We start from the raw sequence: 20,314 nt of genomic DNA on the forward strand, positions 1-20,314 counted from the left end.
TGCTCGTGCTGTTGGTCTTCATCTGGCCTCGGAGAGAGGGATTGCGGCGAGTGTTCGGCAGCGGCGTTACGGATAGCTCTGGCGGTCACGACTACCTTCCACATACCGGCGGCTGCAACGACACCGGCTTGGATGGCGGGAGCGGCAATCATTGATGGCGAGACTCTATTATGTCGGGACCTGCCCACAGTGTGACAATCAGGGCCGCCTTTATCTCCAGAAGGACGTGACCCGGCAGATGATCTATGCGCATTGCGAGGAATGTGAGTGGGGATTCCTCAAGCCTGAGGATATCATGCATTCAAATAGTGCGTTCCTAACGCTGTTGGAGGAGTATGACACGGTGAACCCGACCGAAGACGAAATCTCGCGATCCACCTGGGCGCCTCACGTCATAAAGCACGCCGATGTTTGAAGCGGCCGAGACCTTTACCTGCATCATCCAGCCTCACCTAGGGACGATCTGCATCTGAGAATCGCCCGCGCATTGATCGGGAGACTTCCCGCCAAGCTACGTCCGCAACTTGAAAATGGAAACAATTTGCGGCGGTATTCGCGTTGAAGAGCTATGAACCAACGACGCGGTTAAGGAGTAAGATAGACTCTGGTTATCAGTTATCGCTAGTCGAACGCTCTCGGATCAGTTCGATGAACGCACGCAGTTTGGCTGGCATGTGTCGCCGTTGCGAGAAATAAAGGCTAAGTCCCGGATATTCGGGAGACCAGTCTTCCAAAACAGGAATGAGATCGCCAGGCGAGCCCAAATCCGGCAAGAGCGGCCTCCAGAATAAGGTCAGACCCATCAAATGTCAGATGGCCGCTGACATCGATCAAGTGTGTTTCCCCGTGCTGTTGGTTTCCACGCAGAACTGAGCCGGTTAGGCGCATAAGGGGGTGCGGATAAAAAGTTGGACTGTTTCATAAATTCAGGCCGAGGCTCTGACGGTACTCGACCGGGCTGAGTGATCCCAGCGATATTTTAATGCGCTTTTCATTGTACCATCGGATGTAGGCGTCCACTTCTTCGACGAACTGCTCGATTGTGATGGCCTTCCAGTCGCGTTGATAGAAGAGTTCGGGTTTCAACCGGCCGAAGAACCCTTCGCATGCGGCGTTGTCTTGCGAGCATCCCTTTCGGGACATCGAGCTCACTAGGTTTGCTTCGCTGATACGGGTTAGCCAGCCGGGCCAGCGATAATGGGCTCCGCGATCGGAATGGATGATTGGCCGCTCATCGCCGTCGGTCACGGTCCCAATGGCCGCATCCAGCATGGTGTTGACGAGACCCGCATCTGGTTGTGTACCGATGGACCAACTGATGACCATGCCGTCAAAGCAGTCGATGATCGGCGAAAGGTACACTTTGCCCGCAGGGATCTGGAACTCGGTGATGTCTGTCAGCCATTTCACGTTCGGCGCTTTTGCATGGAAGTCGCGATTGATCAGGTTCTCGGGCTCGGGACTGATCTCTCCCAGATAGGATCCAAACCGCCGTCGACGCGGCCTGGCAACGACCAACTGCTCCTGCTTCATCAATCGCTGGACGACCTTCTCCGAGATTATCACGCTCTGTCTGGCCAACGACGCCTGCAGTCGTCGATAACCCTAGCAACGACGGTTTGCTTGAAAGATTTCCGCTAGGCTGTGGCGGACGGCGGCATACTTGTCTGCCAGACATATGCGGGCGCGATGGTAGAAGTAGGAGCTTCGGGCAATTCGAAGCTGGGCGAGCAGCTCTGGCAAGCGATAAACTTCCTTGAGGGCGTCAATCAGCTGTGTCTTTTCCCGATTGCTCAGGATCTGCAGATCGACGCCCAGGTCTTTTTTTAGGAGTTCGTTGGCCTTCTTCAGGAGATCATGCTCGAGTTGTAACTGGCGGACATCACGCTGGAGGGCTTCAAGCTGTCGCTCGAGCTCTTCACGTTCAGGCACCTTGGGGTTGGATTTGCGGCGTTTCATGGATGAGGGAGCCTCATGACCGAGTAGCTGATCTTTCCAGCTGTACAATGTTGGCCTTGGCACGCCCAGTCGGTCAGCTACCTGTTGAGCAGTTTCATCTCCACTGCATAGCCCGATGACTCCTGCTTTCCGGACCTCCTCGCAGCAGCCAGGATGCCACGATCGACCGACCAGCGATGTTCGCGTCTCAGGAAATGCCTCCCGGACCCATCCGGTCAAAGTCCCCCGACCGGGATAGCCAAGCGCCCTCATTGTCGCAGAGATGCAACGATCATGGGTGCGAAAGTGCTCAAGTGCCGCCTGCCTCTGAGCCTCTGAATATTTTGGCGCTCGGGCAGCCGGCTGAACACGCAGGTCGAGATGCTGTACGTACTCGCGGTACCAGCCCCTCAACGCATTCTTGGTGGGATATCCCAGCTGGCGAATGGTCGCGTTAAGCCGCTTGCCAAGCCGTATATAGAGCTCAACCGCTCGAAGTCTGTCTGCGTAGGAATACATGAACTACCTCCTTGGTGGTCCAAGTTTTCGTCCGCACCCCCCTTTTCCACATCCAATTTTCACCCCCTGTAGGCGATCAGTACTTGATTGCCGAGCGCTGGAGCGAGCTACACAGGTCAGACCAAGTGCGAGTGATTACTCCATCAGCATCGGAAACCAGAACCCGCCGGCCCTCCCGATATAGCTAGACTGTGCCGCGGCCATGGAGATTGAAGGCACGATAGACGACAGGGACCAGTCATCCGGCGACCTCGCGGGGTGTGGCGGGAGTCACGATCCCCCGCCGCATATCGCCCTATTGACCCGTCAGAAAACTTTCGTCAGTGAAACGGCGAAAGTGCGTCCTCGTCCCTTGTAGTCGAACACGGCTTCATTTGCCAAAGCCCCATAAAGCGCGTTGGCGCGTGCGCCCCATATGGTTGTGTAATCGGTATCGAACAGGTTCATTACGCCGAAGCGAAGGGTCGTATCCTGCGCTTCGAAACGATAGGCACCGGTTAGATCGAACAGGGTATAACCATCAATCTTCCCGCTGTCATCGTCGCTAAGGTTGAAGGCATGCTGCCCGGCAAGCTTGACGTTGAAGTTATCTTTCGTCCAGCCGACATACCCGCCGAGCTTGGAAACGCTGGCCGTACCGATGTTTTCCTTCTCCCAGTTACCGTCGGCCTTGATTTCTGACTTCACCCAATGACCGGATGCGCCGACATCAAAGCCGTAATCCAGTTTCATGCTCGCGCTAGCCTCCAGACCGTAGACGCGTCGTTCACGATCAACGACATCAACAGCCAGGGTCGTACGGTTCAACTCGATGGATCGGTTGGATAGCGAGTAATATGCCGCGGTCTCGAAACTGAACGTATCGTCGTTGAAACGATAACCGACTTCAAAAGAGTTGGTCTTGATCGCCTGGAGTGCGGAGTCGGCGACATTGACGCTGTCCAGGAGGACATATCGGCCACCAACAAGCGTATAGCGCCCGATCCCATAGTATTTTGCCGGGTCAGGAAGCTCGAAGCCCTGGCTGAAATTGGCATAGATCTGCTGCGTGTCGGTCAGCTCATAGGTCGCGCCTGCGTTAAAGAGAGCTGCATCGTAGCTGACGTCGCCGCCGGGGATGGTATCCACGGAGGAGCCGACCCCGTTGAGAACGGCGACCTGCTGTGCCGCACCGGCGAAGCTGGATACGTCGGTCGTGACATATTGATAACGCACACCACCATTGACCGTCAGCCGGTCCGTCGCCTCATAAGACCCCTGTATGAAACCGGCCAGGGACGAGACATCGATGTCGGGATAAAGCCCGGTAGTGCCGCGTGTATTGAAATTCATCGCACCGCTTCTCGCCACGTTGATGAAATCGAATACGTTCTGTTTCGAGGTGAGTGAATCCCGGTCGGCGTCGATGCCATATGTCACCTTAAGCCCGTCCAATGGCTCCGAGATCATCGCTGCCTTGATGCTGTAGTAGTCGGTATCCTGCGAGCTGCCGCCGAAATAGACGAATGGCGAGAAAATCGCACTACCGGGGAACGGGTGGAACCGGATTTCTTCCCGTCGGAAGCTGCCCTGCAGAAGCAGTTCCTGCCCCAGGAAATCATTGTCGGTGTAAGTCGCGTTTACCATGGTACGGCGCGTGCGGGGATCGAAATCCGATCGGTATCCGTCCCGCGTTTCAACCAGGTTGGAATTGCGGATCCCGGCAAGGCCTGCGCCAAGATAAAGCCCGAACGGCGAATCCTGGGCGCTGTCATAAAACTGGCCGGACACCTCAAGGCGCCTGTCGTCATCGATCTGCAAACCGACAGTTCCCATGACATCGATGCGCTTGTTGAATGCTGTGGACGTCTGGGTGATATCGGGGGTGAGCATTGTGCCTGAGCCATCGTAAAAGGCTCCGGTCTGGTTGCCGGCGATGGAGAAACGCGCATCCCAGTTTTCGCTGTTATAGGTCACGGCACCTGCACCGTTGCGGTCAAGGTCACGGGTACGGCCAAAGCCACTGCCAAGGCCCGCCGTCACTTCACCGCGCAAACCGTCCGGCGCATCTTTCCCCTTCTTCGTGATGATGTTGATGACACCACCTGTTGCATTGCCGCCATAGATTGCCGTCGCGCCAGACAGAACCTCGACACGCTCGACATTGAACGGATCGATTGCATCGAACTGGCGGCTCAGGGAGCGCGCCGAGTTCATCGAAACACCATCGATGAGAATGAGGGCCGTGCGTCCCCGCAGGTTCTGGCCATAGGCTGTGCGCGCACCTTCGCTGGCGGGGTCGAAACTTGGAACTCTCTCAGCAAGAATCTGCTGAAGCGACTTGCCCGAACGGGCTTCGGCCTCGATGGCCTGTGCATCAACGACATAAATCGTTCGCGCCGTCCGCGAGATTTGCTGGGGTATACGGTTGCCACTTACAACGATCGGCTCCAGCACCGTAGAACCATTGTCTGACTGCGCGTTCTGAGACGTATCCTGCGCCTGAGCGGCGTCGTTGCCGCCCCCGATTGCGACGACGATAGCCACAAGACTAACGCCGACATTCCACTTTCCGATCATGTCGCCCCCAATGCGCAAAAAATATCTTCCAAGTCGTTCCTCGGAAAATACAAGACTATTTTGATCATGTTTTATGCGCTATGAAACTGCCGGGCTTGGATGGGAACGAACCCGATTTGGATAGATGCGAACATCAACAGCAAAGACAGGTTTGATTTTTCATGGAAGTAGTCCGCCCCCTGAAACTTGGAACCCTCTCGCTACCTGATCCAGAAAGCAGACTGGTCTGCCGCACAATCCTTCTAGACATGTTGGGAGAAGCAACAATCACCGTTGAAGACGGTGATCTGGCGGGTGTCACCGGCCTTGTCTGGAAACACGAAAACCTTTCTCTCGCAACCGTTTACCTGCCCAAAACACCCTTGCGGCTGACAGCTCATGGGATCGGCAGGCCTGATATCGCGATGTTGCGTGCAACTGACGGAACCTTGATTGTCCATCATCGCAAGCACACTTTCGAACTGGAACCCCGTGATGTCATCATCCTTCCCACGGATATGGCATCGGAAATTATTTTGCCGGAAGGCGGGCGCCTCGACTGCGCCCATCTTCCCCATGCCGCCCTCACCCTTGCACGAAAGTCGATCGACCGGATCTTGTTGCGGCCCTTTTTAGCAGAATGCCTGCCATTGCAGTTGTTGACCCACTATGCAGGATATCTTCTTCAACAGGACCATCAGGACAAAGAGCATGCCACCATGATGGTGGCGCACTTCTACGCCCTGCTTCCCGTTCTCGCCCGATATGGGAACGAGGTTGCGCCTTCGGCAGTTCCGCAAAACCGCATTGAAGCGATCAAGGCGATGGTTGAGGAAAATCTTGCCGACGGTGCGTTTTCGATAGCTGATGTGGCACGCACCGAAGGCATCACACCGCGCGCGATCCAGAAACTTTTCAGTCGGACAGGCACGACCTTTTCGCGCTACGTGCTGGAGCGGCGGCTGGTGCTCGCCAAGAGCCTGATTCTTGCCGAGAACACCGCAACTCCGATCAGCCAGATCGTCTACAGCGTCGGTTTCAACGACCTGTCATATTTCAATCGCACCTTCCGCAGTCGCTACGGAATACGCCCGACAGACCTGCGCCGCATGACGGCGCCTGACGAGGCAAAAAACCTGTGAGGAATTAAGCCGTCTCGTGACACCGCTGGAATGCGTCACTCCGGCCGCTTGTGATCATCGCCGTAGCGACGCGCCTGAACCGCGTCCAATCCTTCCAAGGAACCAGACGGAAAGTGCCATTCCGACAAGCGAAAGAACTGTTGCCGTCGAAAACAGCGCGGAATAACCCATCCGGTCGGCAACCAGGCCGGCTGCGGATGCACCAACCATGTAGACGACCAGTTCGGCACAGGTGAGAATGGTAAAATCCGTTCCTGGCTGATCGTCCGAAGAGTTCTTCATGAAGAATGAATAGATGGCTACCAGCTCCATGTAGCGGATCAGCGTCTGGAATGCCGAGGCCGACATCGCCACCCACATGCCGGGCCAGACGCCGGACGCATTCAGCGTGAAGGCGAGGAAGCACAAGCTCCTGAGGCCACCCAGCAGGATGAGCGTTGTCGTCAAGCCAACCTTGCGGATAATGGAGGCAGCGATACCCACGCCGATCAGGCCCGCAGTTGCCGCCGCTCCGCCAGAGAGGTAACCGATCCAGTCAGCCGGGACCTTGCTGTCAACCAGATAGGTGCCTTCCATCCCGCGCACGAGACCTTCGCTCGCCCGGTATGTCAGCGCAAATCCGAGGATCAGCCAGGCACTCGGACGGCGGAAAAAACCAGCAAGGCTTGCGCGCTTTTTTTCTTTGCCAACCGTGGGCGCTTCCGGCTGCATCGCCAGGGCTGCAAGAAGGGGCAGCAACGACAGCGCGGCTACCAGCAGTATCATCGTGCGCCATCCAGCGACATGAAACACCACCAGTGCCGCCGTCCCGCCAACGATTACGCCCAGCGCTACGGCACCCGCCTGCACGGCATTCCCCAGCGAGCGCGTCTTGTCGGTCAGGCATCTTACGGCGTAGCCGTCGGTTGCAATATCCTGGATTGAGGAGACAAGCGTGATCGATATGCAAATTGCAAAAAGGACCGTGGCATCGCTCGGATCCACCAGCGTCATGGAAGCGATACCGGCGCTGACGAGAAGCTGGGTCGGCACAACCCAGCCGCGGCGATGGCCAAGCTTGGGTAACGGAGACCATCGATCCACCAACGGTGCGACCGCAAATTTCAGGATGAGCGGCAGCATCAGCAACGAAAACAGCCCGATAGACGTGCGCGATGCCCCACTCTCACGCATGATCGGCGGCAGGGCCACCAAAAGCAAATACGTTGGTATCCCCTGAGCGAGGTAAAGACCGCCCAGCACATACATCAACCGCCGCTCGAACGTCGAAGTCGAAGTCGAAACGGTGTCGCCAGGAATCGCGTCGTCGATTTGGGCCATTGCAAGAACCGAATTCATGAGCCCGGAACACCACAGACCCAGGTAAGGTTTTCAGCGCTTCAAACGCCGGTCTGTCCCGGAGCGTAAACAGGAGTATTTTTTAATCGTCTTTATCTCACCGGCAAGCAAATGCTTGGATATGGGCGAACCCGAATAGGACAATTGCGAACAGCCGCTCGATGCGACAGAGCTGAAGCAACAAATGCAGCGGCCGACTGCCACCCCCCTCGCAAGACTGGTTCAGGGAAATGGAGATGCCAGTTTTGTTGTGAGCGAAGAGGCCGACATATCGAAGCGGCGGTGATACGATAAAAACCGATTGCAGCCCCAGGGATCGATGATATCTCGGCGCGACCACCCATTAAATGGACTTAACCGGCACTCCTCCAATGACGGACTTGGCTCTTATGCGCGCGGCCTTTCGGTAGGCCCGGGGCGTGAGTCCCATCTCCATCCGGAAATAGCGATTGAAGTTCGACAGGTTGTTGAAGCCCGCCTCGAAACAGATATCGGTGATCGATATTTCGGTCTCCGCGAGAAGGGTTCTTGCTCGCCAGACGCGGACGGATCGGCTGTAGTCAGAAAAGTTCATGCCGGTTAGACGCCGAAAGGCACGCGAGAAGGCGGACGGCTCGAAACCAACCATCGCAGCCACTTCATGCATCTGCGCACCAGGATCCGATTGCAGGATCTGGATTGCCTGGTCGATCCGGCGGTGCCTGCGGTCCGACACCTGGTTATAGACCGCTATGAAGTGTTCGCTGGCGAGCAACCTCTTTTCGGTCGCCGCTTCGATTGCCTCCAGTATCTCTAAAAACAGCCCGAGCCCACCACGGTGTCCCACCGCGTGAAGCTCGAGAATCTTCGCTCCAATCAAGAGCGCGTCGGCGCCCAGAACCTCGATCCCCCGTTGGGCCAGAGGCTTCAGCCGGTGGAGCACTTCAAACTCAGGGCATACTGCGCGAATACCGATCAGGGCATCCGCGTCGAATTGCAGGACCATGTCTCGGCCTGGCAAAGCCGGTGCACCGGGTGTGATCCAGTTGTGCGGCAGATTTGTCCCGGTGAGCACCAGATGCCCAGGCCGAAACGGGCCGATATAGTCCCCCACATAAGCAAATCCTGAAGCGTCAGGGATGAAGTGAATCTCCCATTCGGGATGATAGTTCCAGATGCAGATCGGATTGGGATAGTCGTCCCTCCGGATCAGATAGGAAGCGCCTCCGGGTAAGACGATCTGCTCGCGCGTGGCGGTGAAAGTCTCAGAGACTGTTTGAGGAAAGTCTGATGCAATAGGCATTCAATTGCTCATGTTACAGCGCACAAATGTCAATATAATACCAGTTCTGTGACGGAGGCAAACTAGTACGCGCCCGTCGCTTGCGTAAATGTGGGCTGGTCGATGGCAAGGGAGTTGCCATTCAGGGAGGACATCATGACACTCAACGCTCTCCGCGCCGGTTGCGCGGTTATCGCCATATTTGCAGCATCCAGCGCTTTTGCCGCCGCACAATGCACCAGCGACGTGCGTGTCCTGGCGCAGCCGCGCGACGGACTGACCCTTCTCGAAAAATATGTCGATGAGTTCGAAGAGCTCTCCGGCGCAGGCTTCGAGATCAGTTATCTCAACGAGAACGATCGCCGCGCGAAGTCGCAGGCCGACGCCTCGACGGTCGGAAGCTTCAACGTGTATTATGTTGATGAAGCCAATCTGGCGCTTTTTGCCTCGTCTGGCTGGATCGTCCCGCTTGATGGCTTTTATCCATCCGAATACGACTACAAAGACTTCGACGCCGGTATGCGCGCAGCTGCGACCTATGACGGCAAAGAGTGGTTTGCGCCTGTGCAGGGCGGTGGCGACCTGATGGTCTACCGTACCGACCTCCTGGAAAAGGCAGGCATCGCGCCGCCGAAGACCTGGGACGAATATTTCGCAGCCGTGCAGAAGCTGCATGATCCGGCCAACGGCGTCTACGGCACTGCGCTTCGCGGACAGCGCGGTTCAGGCGCCAACGTCTGGCGCTGGATGCCGTTCTTCAAAGCAAACGGCGGCGAGTGGTTCAAGGACGGCAAGCCGGCCTTCAATTCGGATGCCGCGGTAAAGGCGACCGAAACCTATCTCGAACTCTTCAAATATTCGGCGCCGGGCACGCAGACCGGCTCTTGGGACGAGTCCACCGGCGCCTTCCGCTCCGGCAAGGTGGCGATCATCATCGAATCCGCACCCCTTGGCGGCATGTCCGTCGACAAGGCACAGAGCCAGGTTGCAGACAAGGTTGCGTTCTCCGTTCCGCCGTCGCCGCTGCCGGGGGCCGGTTACGCCCATGGTTTTGCAATCGCGTCCAAGGCCAACAAGACAGATGAGGAAAAGGCCTGCGCTGGTCTCTTTGTTGCCTGGGCAACATCCAAGGAACAGGAAGCCCGCCGCCTCGCCGCCGGCCAGCCGGGCGAGTTGACGCGCACAAGCACCTATCAGAGCCCGGAATACGCCAAGACCTTTGGCCAGAACCTTGCCGACGCCATGGCGGCGACCGGTCAAAAGACCACCGTCACCTTCTGGCAGGATCCGCGCTGGCAGGAATTGGGCAACCAGTGGGGCATCATGCTGGAAGAGCTGATCACCGGTAGCCGCACTGACATCAAGGCGACGCTGAACGACCTCGAAGCCTTCGCAGCCAAACTTTGACGCCTCCCAAGCCGTCTGACGGGCGCGTCTGATGACGCGCCCCCTTTTCCCAATCCGAGGATCTGCCATGCGCCGCGGCCGCTCGCTGCCTTACGTCTTTCTTGGGCCCAGTTTGGGTATCCTGATCATTCTGGCGCTCGTGCCGACGATCTACGCTATCAATATATCCCTGCAGAACCGGACCCTTTCGGCACCCGATGCAGACTATGTCTGGTTAGCCAATTATCTGGCGCTGTTTTCGGATGCCCGTTTCCTGAACGCACTCTGGGTATCTTTCAAGTGGGAGGTTATCAGCGTCTCGTTGACCATGGTGACGGGGGTTGCGCTCGGGATTGCCATGTTCGAGGCAGCGAGCCCCCGTATGCGCAACGTCCTCTGCGTGCTCTTCATCATTCCCGTTCTCCTGCCACGCGTGTGCGCCGCTTTTGTGTGGAAGTTCGCCTTTCATCCGCTCTACGGCGCGCTGACCTGGCCGGTCAGGGAGCTCACCGGCATCACGCCCGACATTCTGTCGACGCCGCTCGGCGCCCTCCTTGCTGTTGCTTTCGTCGATGTCTGGCAATGGGGCTTGTTCTTTTCAGTGATCATCTTGAAGCTTCTCGAATCCCTGCCGCCTCAGCCGCTGGAAGCCGCACGCATAGATCGGGCGACCCGCTTCGAAATCCATCGTTTCGTGACCCTGCCGATGCTGAAAGCACCCTTGATCAGTCTGCTGCTGGTCAAGGCGATCGAGAGTCTTCGCTCCTTCGACCTCGTTTACGTCATGACGCGCGGCGGTCCCGGCATCTCAACCGAGACGCTTGACATGTATGCCTATTCCCAAGGCTTCATAGAAGCCGGCAAGATCTCCTATGCGTCCTCCATGGCCGTCATCATGATGGTCCTGACCATCGTCACCTTTACCTTTACCTGGAAGAGGCTGAACCGATGAAGATATCCACCCGTCTTCTCAGGCTTTTGTTGGTTCTTGCCGCTGCACTTGTCGTGCTGCCACTCCTATGGACCCTGCTAAACGCCTTCAAGACCAATGCCGATCTGCTGGTGTCAACGCCAAAGCTTATCTTCCAGCCTGTCTTCGACAATATGAGTTATGTGCTCAATCGCCGCTCGGTGGCGCGCGCACTTACCAATTCGTTGATCATCTGCTCGAGTGCGGTCGTGCTTGGCGCCGTGCTCGGTGTACCGGCGGCCTATGTGATTGCCCGGTTCAAGAACAGGATCACGGCGGAGGCGCAGTTCTTCGTTCTGTCGCTGCGCTTTCTGCCGCCCGTCGCGATCGCTATTCCCATGCTGGTCATCTGGCTCGGTCTTGATCTCTATGACACCCGGCTGTCGCTGATCGTGACCTATCTCATTGTGACAGCCTCGATCACCATCTGGCTTTCCGTGCCGGCTTTCGAGCGTGTCAGCCTTCACGTTGAAGAAGCTGCCCGGGTGGATGGGCTTGGCCCTTATGCGACCTTCTTCCGCATCGCCCTGCCGATTGCCCGTTTCCAGGTCTTCGGCGCCATTGCCTTCTCCTTCGTCCTTGTCTGGAACGAGTTCCTGCTTGCCATGATGCTCACGACCTCGAAGGCAAAGACCCTGCCGATCATCGCGTCCGAGATGTCACAGCTCGGCATGAATGTGCCCTGGGGTATTCTGAACGCCGCCGTCGTTCTGTTGTCGCTGCCACCGCTGATCCTGCTCGGAGTGCTTGCCGGTGGCCTCAACGCCGCATTTTCCAAGAAAACTGACCAAGGTTGACTGACCCATGAAAGCACTTGTCCTCGAACATGTCGGCGAACTTTCCCTGCGCGATATCGAAATTCCTCAAGAGTTGGGGCCGGATGACGTTCGCATTCGTATCCATACTGTTGGCGTCTGCGGCAGCGACGTGCACTATTACACCCATGGTCGCATCGGTGACTTCGTCGTGAACGCGCCCATGGTTCTAGGCCACGAGGCAGCAGGAACCGTCACCGAGACCGGCGCCAACGTTACCCATCTGAAGCCCGGCGACCGCGTCTGCATGGAACCGGGCATCCCCGATCCGAAATCGCGTGCGTCGCGGCTCGGCCTCTACAATGTTGATCCTGCGGTGACATTCTGGGCAACGCCGCCAGTGCACGGCGTCTTGTGCCCGGAGACAGTCCATCCGGCAAGTTTCACCTACAAGCTGCCTGACAATGTCTCCTTCGCGGAAGGCGCGATGGTTGAACCATTTGCCGTGGGCATGCAGGCGGCCGCCCGGGCGAAGATCACGCCCGGCGATACGGCGGTTGTTACAGGCTGCGGAACCATCGGCATCATGGTGGCACTGGCCGCCCTTGCCGGCGGCTGCTCGCGAGTGCTGATCTCGGACATTTCCGCAACAAAGCTTAAACTGGCCGAAAGTTATGGCGGCATCACTGGTATCAACCTCAAGGAGGTCGATCTCATTGAGACCGTCAACGAGGCGACAGAAGGCTGGGGAGCCGATATCGTCTTTGAATGCTCCGGCGCACCGGCCGCGGTCCGTGATCTCTTCAAGGTCGTGCGCCCGGGCGGAACAGTCGTTATCGTCGGCCTGCCGCCGGAACCCGTCGCGGTAGACCTTGCGGCGGCCTGCTTCCGCGAATGCCGTATTGAAACGGTTTTCCGCTACGCCAACGTGTTTGACCGTGCCCTGGCGCTGATCGCCGCAGGCAAGGTCGACCTGAAGCCATTGGTTTCCGGCACCTATGCCTTTGATCAATCGATCAAGGCCTTCGAAAGGGCGGCCGAAGGCCGGCCAGAGGACGTGAAGCTGCAGATCGTCGTGGACGGGGAGACGAAGTGATGGCCACTGTTGAGTGCCGGGGGATCAGGAAAGTCTATGGTTCGCTTGAGGTCATGCGGGATTTTGACCTGAAGATCGACAACCACGAATTCGTCGTCTTTCTCGGCCCGTCAGGCTGCGGAAAATCCACCATGCTGCGGATGATTGCCGGGCTTGAAGAGATTTCAGGCGGGGATCTGCTCATCGGTGGCGAGCGGATGAACGATCGCGATCCGGGTGACCGGGGCATCGCCATGGTGTTCCAGAACTACGCGCTTTACCCCCATATGAGTGTGCGGGACAATATCACTTTCGGTCTCGAAAGGGCCGGAATAGGAAAAGCCGCGATCGATCAGCGCCTGGCGCCTGTGGTCGACGCGCTCGGTCTTGGCGTCTATCTTGCGCGCAAGCCGACGGAACTGTCCGGCGGACAGCAGCAGCGTGTGGCCATCGCCCGCGCCATGATCAAGACCCCGGAGGTCTTCCTGTTTGACGAACCGCTTTCAAACCTTGATGCCAAGTTGCGCGGAAGCCTGCGGGTCGAGATCGCGCGCCTCCACCGCGACCTGAAAACGACAAGCATATATGTCACGCACGACCAACTCGAAGCCATGACCCTTGCCGACCGTATTGTCCTGATGAAGGACGGCCGTATTGAGCAGATGGGCACGCCCGAAGAAATTTATCAGGCGCCTCGGACAGTGTTTGCTGCCGGCTTCATCGGCACACCGAACATGAACTTCCTTCAGTTGCAGATGACGCAGGAGTGGCTCGGCGACAATCTTGTCAGGTTTACAGCTCCGGCAGGCCTCCGTTCCGGTGAGGTTACCGTTGGAATTCGGCCCGGATCATTTCGTATAAACCAGGATGCTCAAGCCTTTCGCGGCACCGTAGAGCGGAACGAGTTCCACGGTGAGACACGTCTGATCTGCCTGAAAAACGACCGCCACGAGATCAATATTTCTGTTCCTGCGGACATAAGACCCGCCATCGGCGAGGTGCTTGGTGTTGAAGTGGCATCGTCCGACCTGCATGTGTTTGATCCCGGCACGGGACTGAGGTTGATTTAGACCCACTCAGGTGGGACCTTCAATCACGTCGCGCAGGGCAACTGGACGCCTAAAATCCGCCTGGCCTTTGGCAGATGGCCTGTGACCGGAGCCGCAAAACGTCCTTCAATCCTGGTAGGGTCGGTTACCCTGAAGAGACGGGCAGCGCCAAGCATTCGCGGACGAGCAATTCATTGGGATATTGAAAGAGCAGTATAGCGGCTGATATCAGCCGTAAACACGCAATATGCAGGCTGCCATTTATGACCGAACGGTTGCCATACCGAGCGGCCTTACCCGTGACGTCGGCAAGCATGACCTAAATTTCTCGGGCGGTGAAAGACGGCCAATTGCCATGGCAAGAACCTTCTTCTGGTCCTGCTCTTATTTTCCTTACTGAGGCCAGCCCAGCGTGAAACGACGGAACCGACAGCCCGTGCCGGCGACGTCACTATAACCGCGATCACCCATCGTACAGCATTAATCACTATGAAGGATCAAGTGATCAACTGAGGCGGCAGAGAGATGAGGCCGCAGCAAAAATGCGGGCGGGCATACACGAAATGGATCGGCGGATGTACTGCCCGCTGTTGATGTATTCACGCCATCAAAAGAGCAAACGAAATATTCAGTTGAACTCTCGTGAGAGTTTCAATCCGGCGGCGCTTGAAATCATCGTCGCTGTCCGTTTCGGACACATCCTGACAACGGCTCAGCATCCCCCGATTCAACGGCAGAAGTAACCCCGTAATTTTAGCGATCCGGCTGGTCGCTTAAATCTTTCTCATTCGACCAATAAATGGTCAAATCCCACAAATTGCATCGAACCAAAAGCGCGATTCTTGCAAGAAATCGAGATTGGCACGCTGTTTGCTTGTGACTGATTTGACCGTTTTGACTGATTTGACGGTTTATTCAAAATAGAAAAGGGGAACTCGATGGGTTCAGAATTCAGTCGTCGTCGCTTCCTGCAAGGATCCGCGGGCGCAGCCGCCGTCGCTGGCTACATGCAGATCAATCCTGACTTCTTCATCTCGCCGGCCTTCGCACAGGCCGGCAAGACCATGACGTTCCTGTCGGCCGAAAACATCACCGGCAACTGGGACCCGACCGCTCATACGACACTTTCTCAGAAGAATATCGAAGGTTTCGTCATGGGCTTTCTTACCCGCACGCCGATGAAACTCGATGATCCCGGCGCGGTCGTCTACGAACTGGCCACCGACATCAAGCTGCTTGACCCGCACCGGCTACAGATCAAGCTGCGCGAAGGTATCGTCTTCCATGACGGCAAGCCGTTCAAGGCGGAAGACGTCAAGGCAACCTTCGAATACGGCTCCAGGGCAGATCGTCCGGCGCAGTGGTATCCCGGCCCGACCGAGACGCTGACGATCGAAACACCTGACGATTACACCGTCATCGTCGACACATCCAAGGGCGGCTATCCGGCCCATCTCTTCATCTTTCTTGCATCCTTCCTGCCGATCATGTCGGCCAAGGATGTCGCCGGCGGCCCCGGCGGCCCGCTCTCCCAGCGGCTCAACGGTACCGGTCCTTTCAAATTCGTCGAACAGCGCGGCAACGACACCGTGATGCAAGCCTATGACGGCTACTTCAAGGGCAAGCCAGCCATTCCCGGCATCAACTTCACTTTCACAGGCGACTCCACCACCCGTATGTTGTCGCTGATGAACGGCCAGGCTTCGATCGTTGAACGTCTGGAGCCTGAACAGGTTGACACGATCAAGGACAATCCGGCGATTTTCATCAACAAGGTCGTTTCGGTCGAGAACAAGTATCTGTGGTTCCGCTGCTCGAAACCGCCTTTCGACGATCCGCGTATCCGTCTTGCCGCCTGCCATTCGATCGATCGCGACATGATCATGGAACTGATGGGCTCGGCCGGCCATGCCTCGTCGAATTTCGTCTCGCCGGTCAAATTCGGCTATGTCGATCTGGCGAACTACCCGAAATTCGACCCCGAGAAGGCCCAGGCTCTGCTCGCCGAAGCCGGTTTCCCAAACGGCAAGGGCCTGCCGCCACTGGAATACATCACGTCCGTCGGCTTCTATCCGAAGACCAAGGAATATGGCGAGATGCTGACCGCCATGCTGCAGGAGCAGGGATTTAACGTCAGCCTGACCGTGCTTGAACCTGCGGCCTGGAACGAGCAACTATACCATCGCCCCGGCGGCGGCCCGGGCCATATGGTCGATTGCGGCTGGTCGACAGCGTCTCCGGAACCGGATCTGGTGCTGCGCACCCATTTCCATTCCACCTCGCACCGCATCTGCGGCATCGAGGACAAGGAGATCGATGCCAGCCTCGACAAGGAACGTTCGGCACCGACGCTGGAAGAGCGCAAGAAGATCCTTCAGGAAGAGACCATGCCTCTCATCACCGCCAAGATGCCGGCACTCTCGCTGTTCACATCCGTGATGATCCACGCAATGCAGAAGGACTTTGAGGGCATGTACATCTATCCCGACGGGTCGATCGACGCGGCCAAACCTGCTGCCTGACCGTGATCAGCCACACGCCGCGGTAAGGCGGCGTGTGGACTTGCCCGTGACTTTTCGAGCGGAGTGACTGAATGTTTGCCGTGAACTTCCTGATGCGACGCCTCATGCAGGGCGCCATCATCATATTCCTTGTGTCCTTGCTGATCTTTACCCTCTTGCGGGTGGTGCCGGGTGACCCGGTACGCCTTATGGCGGGCGGCATGGCGCCCGAAGCACTGATCGAAAAGATCGCAACCGACATGGGCCTTCGCGATCCCATACTGGTGCAATTCGGTCGCTACATGGGCGGTGTGGTTCGTGGCGATCTTGGCCAGTCCTTCGTGCGCCCGGCAAACGGCGCCTCGACCGGTGGCGCGACATTCAACGACTCAACTCGCGGCGAACGAGCAAAGGTCTTCGACCTGATTTTCGATGCACTTCCAATGACGCTTCAACTGGCGGCCGTGACACTGGTGATTGCACTGATCTTCTCGGCAATCATCGGCATTGCGGGCGGGCTTTCGATCGGCAGATGGCCAGACAAGCTTGCCTTCTACATTTCATCGATATTCATCTCGCTGCCGAATTTCTGGCTCGGCATCGTTCTGGCATTGCTTTTCTCGGTGAAGCTCGGATGGCTTCCTGCCATTGGCTATCAGGGTTTTGCCTACACAATCCTGCCGGCAATCGTGCTGGCGGTCGAATTGTCTCCGGTGCTGATCCGCACGCTGGTCAGTTCCGTATCCAGCCAGATGATGGAGCCCTATGTGGCAGTCGGACGCGTACGTGGCCTGAGCCGTTCGCGGATCATCTCCAACCATGCCCTGCGCAACGCCTCGGTGCCGCTTCTCAACCTGCTCGGTGTGCAATTCTCCAGCCTACTCGGCGGGGTCATCATCGTCGAATATATCTTCGATTATCCCGGGCTCGGCCTTCTGACCATCAACGCCGTGCTGCAGCGCGACTTTCCGTTGATCCAGGGTATCGCGATCGTCACGAGCGCCATTTTTGTACTGATCAACATTGTCGTCGATCTCGTCGCAACAACCATCGATCCGAGGCTTGAATACTGATGTCCATCACATCCGCACTCGACACCCCGATCATTTCTAAAATGGCAAGCCGCTCGATTGCGCGCCGCATATTCGATCGCGCCGCATCGACGCCCGGTTTTCGCATTGGCCTTGCGATCTTCCTGCTGCTTGCGATTGCCGCCGCACTTTATCCGGAAATCAGTGGCGTCGACCCGACCAAGATGGATGTGAAGGCCCGCCTTCTGCCGCCACTTTTCTTCGGCGACAACTGGAGCTGGGGCCACCCGCTTGGCACCGATCAGATTGGCCGCGACATGCTGGTGAGGTCGCTTGTCGGCCTGCGTTATTCCTTCCTGATCGGGATTGCATCGGTTGCAGTGACACTCATCATCGGCTGTGCCCTCGGCACGATCGCCGGTTACTTCGGCGGTCGTATCGACATGCTGATCATGCGTCTGACCGATGCGCAGCTGTCTATCCCGATGATCATTCTGGCGATCGCCGTTCTTGGCGTGTCGCGCCCGACAATTCCGGCCATCGTCCTGGTGCTTGGTCTCTCAAGCTGGCCGGTCTATGCGCGCATCATGCGCAGCATTGTAATGACGGAAAGGCAGCGGGAATATGTGCGCGCTGCCAAACTTGGGGGCTCGACCGATTTCCGCATTATCGTCAGCCTGCTTCTGCCGCTGCTCCTGCCGCCGGTGATCTTCACCTCGGTGCTTGATGTAGCACGCATGATGATCTTTGAATCGACACTCGGCTTCCTCGGCCTGGGTGTCCAGCCGCCGACCCCGACCTTCGGCAATATCATTGCCGATGGCCGAAAATATCTTCTGAACGCCTGGTGGATCGCTACCATGCCCGGCATTTTCCTCGGCCTCACTTTAACCAGCATCAATCTCATAGGCGCTTCGCTGGAACGGGCCCGCAACACCATTCATGGAGGGTCCGAGTGATGATCAAGCCGCTTCTTGAGCTGAAAAACCTCACCGTTAATGCCGGTCGCTCGGACAAGGCGAAGATTATTCTGGACAATATCTCCTTCAGCCTCGCGCCGCGGCAGATCGTCGGTGTGGTCGGGGCCAGCGGAGCCGGCAAGACGGTGCTGTCCAAGGCAGTCGTCAACTGGCTGGAACCGCCGCTTTCCGTGCGTTCCGGCAGCGTCCTCTTCGAAGGCAAGGATATTTACGGCATCTCCGAGAACGAGATGCGTACCCTGCGCCGCCGGGTCGCCTATGTCGGCGCCAACCCGATGGGTGCACTCGATCCGACGCTGCCGGTCGGCGTCCAGATCGTCGAGAAGCTGCGTGCGGTCGTTCCAGGAACCTCGCGGAAAGAGGCGGAAAAGCGCACGATCGAGCTTCTGGAGGCCGTCCGCATTCCCTCGGCCCGCAGCCGTTTCAGCGACTACCCTTCGCAGTTTTCCGGCGGCATGATGCAGCGCGCACTGATCGTTGATGCGTTGGTGACGAACCCGGCGCTGCTGATTGCAGATAACGTCACCCAGCCGCTCGACGTTACCGTCGCAGCCCAGGTCATCCGTCTGATGAAGGAACTGACCGATGGTTTCAATACCGCTGTGCTGTTCGTCTCCTCCTCCCTTCCCGTTGCCCGCGAAGCCTGCAACAGGATTTTGGTGATGGAGAAAGGTCGCATCGTCGAGGAACAGGAAACCGAAAGGCTGATCGCTGCCCCTGCATATGCCTATACGAAGGAGCTTGTAGAACAGACGCCTAAGATCTGGATCGAAAAGACCGAGATGCCGCGTCTCAACGACAAACGCGACGTTGTCTTGAGCCTGCGCGATGCCTCACAGGTCTACAGGGTAAAGAAAAAGACCGGCTTCGGTGGCTTCAACCATGTGCGTGCGGTTCGCAACGTCACCTTCGATGTCCGGCGCGGCGACAGTTTCGCGATCGTCGGTGAATCCGGTTGTGGCAAGTCGACGCTGATGCGGCTTCTGAGCAGGCTGGAACTGCCGAGCTCCGGCCAGGTTCTGTGCGGTGCCGACGATATCGCCATGCTCGGTGGCAAAGACCTTCTGACCTTCCGCAAGAAGCTGCAAATGGTACTGCAGGATCCGTTCGGTTCCCTGCCGCCACGCACATCGGTCGGGAAGATGCTGGAGGGCCCGCTTCGCACGCACGGATGGAAGGACAGTGCCCAAATTCGTGAGCGGGTGCTCAAGGTCATGGGCGAAGTCGGCCTCTCCGCCGATCTCTACGAGGAATTGCCGATCGGCCTGAGTGCCGGCCAGCGCCAGCGCATCAATGTTGCCCGTGCGCTGGTTCTGGAGCCTGAAATACTGATCATGGACGAAACGCTTTCTGCCCTGGACCAGACAGAACAGTTCAAGCTTCTCGATCTTTTCCAGAAGCTGCAGAAGGAATACGACCTCACTTACATCTTCATCTCGCACGACCTTGCGATGGTCCGCAAGGTCTGCAACCGGGTGGCGGTAATGTATCTCGGCGAGGTCTTCGAACTGGCTGATAACGAGCGGTTGTTCTTCGATCCTGGACATCCGTACACAATGGCGTTGCTCAGCGCGATGCCGACACTTGAAGAACGCCGCTACAAGGCGGAAGACTGCCTTCTGGAAGGTGAACCACCAAGCCCGATCGATATTCCTCCAGGTTGCAGCTTCAAGTCGCGCTGTCCGCGTGCGATGGAGAGATGCGGCAGCCTGCAGCCCGCGCTTACCGCGCGTGGCAGCCAGGATTTCGCCGCCTGTCATCTCATCCAGCCATTGGCTCTCGATGACGCAACCCGTCAAATGGCTTTAGCCTGACCATGGTTGCGGCGCCA

The 20,314-nt window shown here is 57.5% G+C and carries 14 protein-coding genes and 1 pseudogene; 11 read left to right on the plus strand and 4 right to left on the minus strand.

All coding sequences use genetic code 11. The annotated features are described in order from the left end of the window. Positions 1–154: 154 nt before the first annotated feature. Complete coding sequence (locus ASD46_RS07915) at positions 155–415, plus strand: hypothetical protein (RefSeq protein WP_060641966.1); 261 nt, start codon at positions 155–157, stop codon at positions 413–415. A gap of 503 nt (positions 416–918) precedes the next feature. Here ASD46_RS07915 and ASD46_RS07920 read toward each other — a convergent pair. Together ASD46_RS07920 and ASD46_RS07925 are read right to left on the minus strand one after the other, a co-directional pair. Next, positions 919–2,457, minus strand: a pseudogene (locus tag ASD46_RS07920) (IS3 family transposase). A gap of 306 nt (positions 2,458–2,763) precedes the next feature. Next, entirely contained in the window at positions 2,764–5,016 is a 2,253-nt protein-coding gene (locus ASD46_RS07925) for a TonB-dependent receptor (RefSeq protein WP_060641967.1), read from the minus strand. A gap of 161 nt (positions 5,017–5,177) precedes the next feature. Between ASD46_RS07925 and ASD46_RS07930 the strand changes: the two genes are divergently transcribed. Next, positions 5,178–6,137: a helix-turn-helix transcriptional regulator gene (locus ASD46_RS07930; protein ID WP_200951520.1), complete on the plus strand. Its 960-nt coding sequence runs from the start codon at positions 5,178–5,180 to the stop codon at positions 6,135–6,137. A 54-nt stretch (positions 6,138–6,191) separates the two neighbouring features. Here the strand turns inward: ASD46_RS07930 and ASD46_RS07935 are convergent, their stop codons facing one another. After that, entirely contained in the window at positions 6,192–7,475 is a 1,284-nt protein-coding gene (locus tag ASD46_RS07935; protein ID WP_082546144.1) for a RhtX/FptX family siderophore transporter, read from the minus strand. Positions 7,476–7,818: 343 nt separating this feature from the next. After that, positions 7,819–8,757, minus strand: coding sequence for an AraC family transcriptional regulator (locus tag ASD46_RS07940; protein WP_013637579.1), 939 nt, complete (start codon positions 8,755–8,757; stop codon positions 7,819–7,821). 135 nt (positions 8,758–8,892) lie between these two features. Between ASD46_RS07940 and ASD46_RS07945 the strand changes: the two genes are divergently transcribed. The 9 genes from ASD46_RS07945 (at position 8,893) to ASD46_RS07990 (ending at position 20,297) form a co-directional block, all read left to right on the plus strand. Then, positions 8,893–10,143, plus strand: coding sequence for an ABC transporter substrate-binding protein (locus tag ASD46_RS07945; RefSeq protein ID WP_013637578.1), 1,251 nt, complete (start codon positions 8,893–8,895; stop codon positions 10,141–10,143). Positions 10,144–10,210: 67 nt separating this feature from the next. After that, on the plus strand, positions 10,211–11,074 hold the full coding sequence (locus ASD46_RS07950; RefSeq protein WP_003516941.1) for a carbohydrate ABC transporter permease: 864 nt from the start codon (positions 10,211–10,213) through the stop codon (positions 11,072–11,074). Continuing rightward, positions 11,071–11,889 (plus strand): carbohydrate ABC transporter permease, encoded by an 819-nt coding sequence (locus ASD46_RS07955; RefSeq protein ID WP_060641969.1) that lies wholly within the window; start codon positions 11,071–11,073, stop codon positions 11,887–11,889. Before ASD46_RS07950 ends, ASD46_RS07955 begins: the two co-directional genes overlap by 4 nt. A 7-nt stretch (positions 11,890–11,896) precedes the next feature. After that, positions 11,897–12,943 carry an NAD(P)-dependent alcohol dehydrogenase gene (locus ASD46_RS07960; RefSeq protein WP_003516944.1) on the plus strand — a complete coding sequence of 349 codons (1,047 nt, stop codon included), beginning with the start codon at positions 11,897–11,899 and terminating at the stop codon, positions 12,941–12,943. Further along, on the plus strand, positions 12,943–13,992 hold the full coding sequence (locus ASD46_RS07965) for an ABC transporter ATP-binding protein (protein ID WP_003516945.1): 1,050 nt from the start codon (positions 12,943–12,945) through the stop codon (positions 13,990–13,992). The genes ASD46_RS07960 and ASD46_RS07965 overlap by 1 nt, the downstream gene beginning before the upstream one ends. A 917-nt stretch (positions 13,993–14,909) precedes the next feature. Beyond that, on the plus strand, positions 14,910–16,493 hold the full coding sequence (locus tag ASD46_RS07975; RefSeq protein WP_025591696.1) for an ABC transporter substrate-binding protein: 1,584 nt from the start codon (positions 14,910–14,912) through the stop codon (positions 16,491–16,493). Between the two features lie 71 nt (positions 16,494–16,564). Next, on the plus strand, positions 16,565–17,545 hold the full coding sequence (locus ASD46_RS07980; RefSeq protein WP_003516948.1) for an ABC transporter permease: 981 nt from the start codon (positions 16,565–16,567) through the stop codon (positions 17,543–17,545). Beyond that, on the plus strand, positions 17,545–18,462 hold the full coding sequence (locus tag ASD46_RS07985; protein WP_003516951.1) for an ABC transporter permease: 918 nt from the start codon (positions 17,545–17,547) through the stop codon (positions 18,460–18,462). Before ASD46_RS07980 ends, ASD46_RS07985 begins: the two co-directional genes overlap by 1 nt. Then, complete coding sequence (locus tag ASD46_RS07990) at positions 18,462–20,297, plus strand: ABC transporter ATP-binding protein (protein ID WP_082546145.1); 1,836 nt, start codon at positions 18,462–18,464, stop codon at positions 20,295–20,297. The genes ASD46_RS07985 and ASD46_RS07990 overlap by 1 nt, the downstream gene beginning before the upstream one ends. Positions 20,298–20,314 lie beyond the last annotated feature (17 nt).

This window comes from Rhizobium sp. Root491, from assembly GCF_001427205.1.
GTDB classification, from domain to species: domain Bacteria; phylum Pseudomonadota; class Alphaproteobacteria; order Rhizobiales; family Rhizobiaceae; genus Agrobacterium; species Agrobacterium tumefaciens.

Coding starts and splice junctions, on each gene's coding strand:
- ASD46_RS07965 (WP_003516945.1), top strand. CDS start 12,943: ATGGCCACTGTTGAGTGCCGGGGGATCAGGAAAGTCTATGGTTCGCTT.
- ASD46_RS07945 (WP_013637578.1), top strand. CDS start 8,893: ATGACACTCAACGCTCTCCGCGCCGGTTGCGCGGTTATCGCCATATTT.
- ASD46_RS07990 (WP_082546145.1), top strand. CDS start 18,462: ATGATCAAGCCGCTTCTTGAGCTGAAAAACCTCACCGTTAATGCCGGT.
- ASD46_RS07960 (WP_003516944.1), top strand. CDS start 11,897: ATGAAAGCACTTGTCCTCGAACATGTCGGCGAACTTTCCCTGCGCGAT.
- ASD46_RS07930 (WP_200951520.1), top strand. CDS start 5,178: ATGGAAGTAGTCCGCCCCCTGAAACTTGGAACCCTCTCGCTACCTGAT.
- ASD46_RS07915 (WP_060641966.1), top strand. CDS start 155: ATGGCGAGACTCTATTATGTCGGGACCTGCCCACAGTGTGACAATCAG.
- ASD46_RS07980 (WP_003516948.1), top strand. CDS start 16,565: ATGTTTGCCGTGAACTTCCTGATGCGACGCCTCATGCAGGGCGCCATC.
- ASD46_RS07940 (WP_013637579.1), bottom strand. CDS start 8,757: ATGCCTATTGCATCAGACTTTCCTCAAACAGTCTCTGAGACTTTCACC.
- ASD46_RS07985 (WP_003516951.1), top strand. CDS start 17,545: ATGTCCATCACATCCGCACTCGACACCCCGATCATTTCTAAAATGGCA.
- ASD46_RS07975 (WP_025591696.1), top strand. CDS start 14,910: ATGGGTTCAGAATTCAGTCGTCGTCGCTTCCTGCAAGGATCCGCGGGC.
- ASD46_RS07925 (WP_060641967.1), bottom strand. CDS start 5,016: ATGATCGGAAAGTGGAATGTCGGCGTTAGTCTTGTGGCTATCGTCGTC.
- ASD46_RS07935 (WP_082546144.1), bottom strand. CDS start 7,475: ATGAATTCGGTTCTTGCAATGGCCCAAATCGACGACGCGATTCCTGGC.
- ASD46_RS07950 (WP_003516941.1), top strand. CDS start 10,211: ATGCGCCGCGGCCGCTCGCTGCCTTACGTCTTTCTTGGGCCCAGTTTG.
- ASD46_RS07955 (WP_060641969.1), top strand. CDS start 11,071: ATGAAGATATCCACCCGTCTTCTCAGGCTTTTGTTGGTTCTTGCCGCT.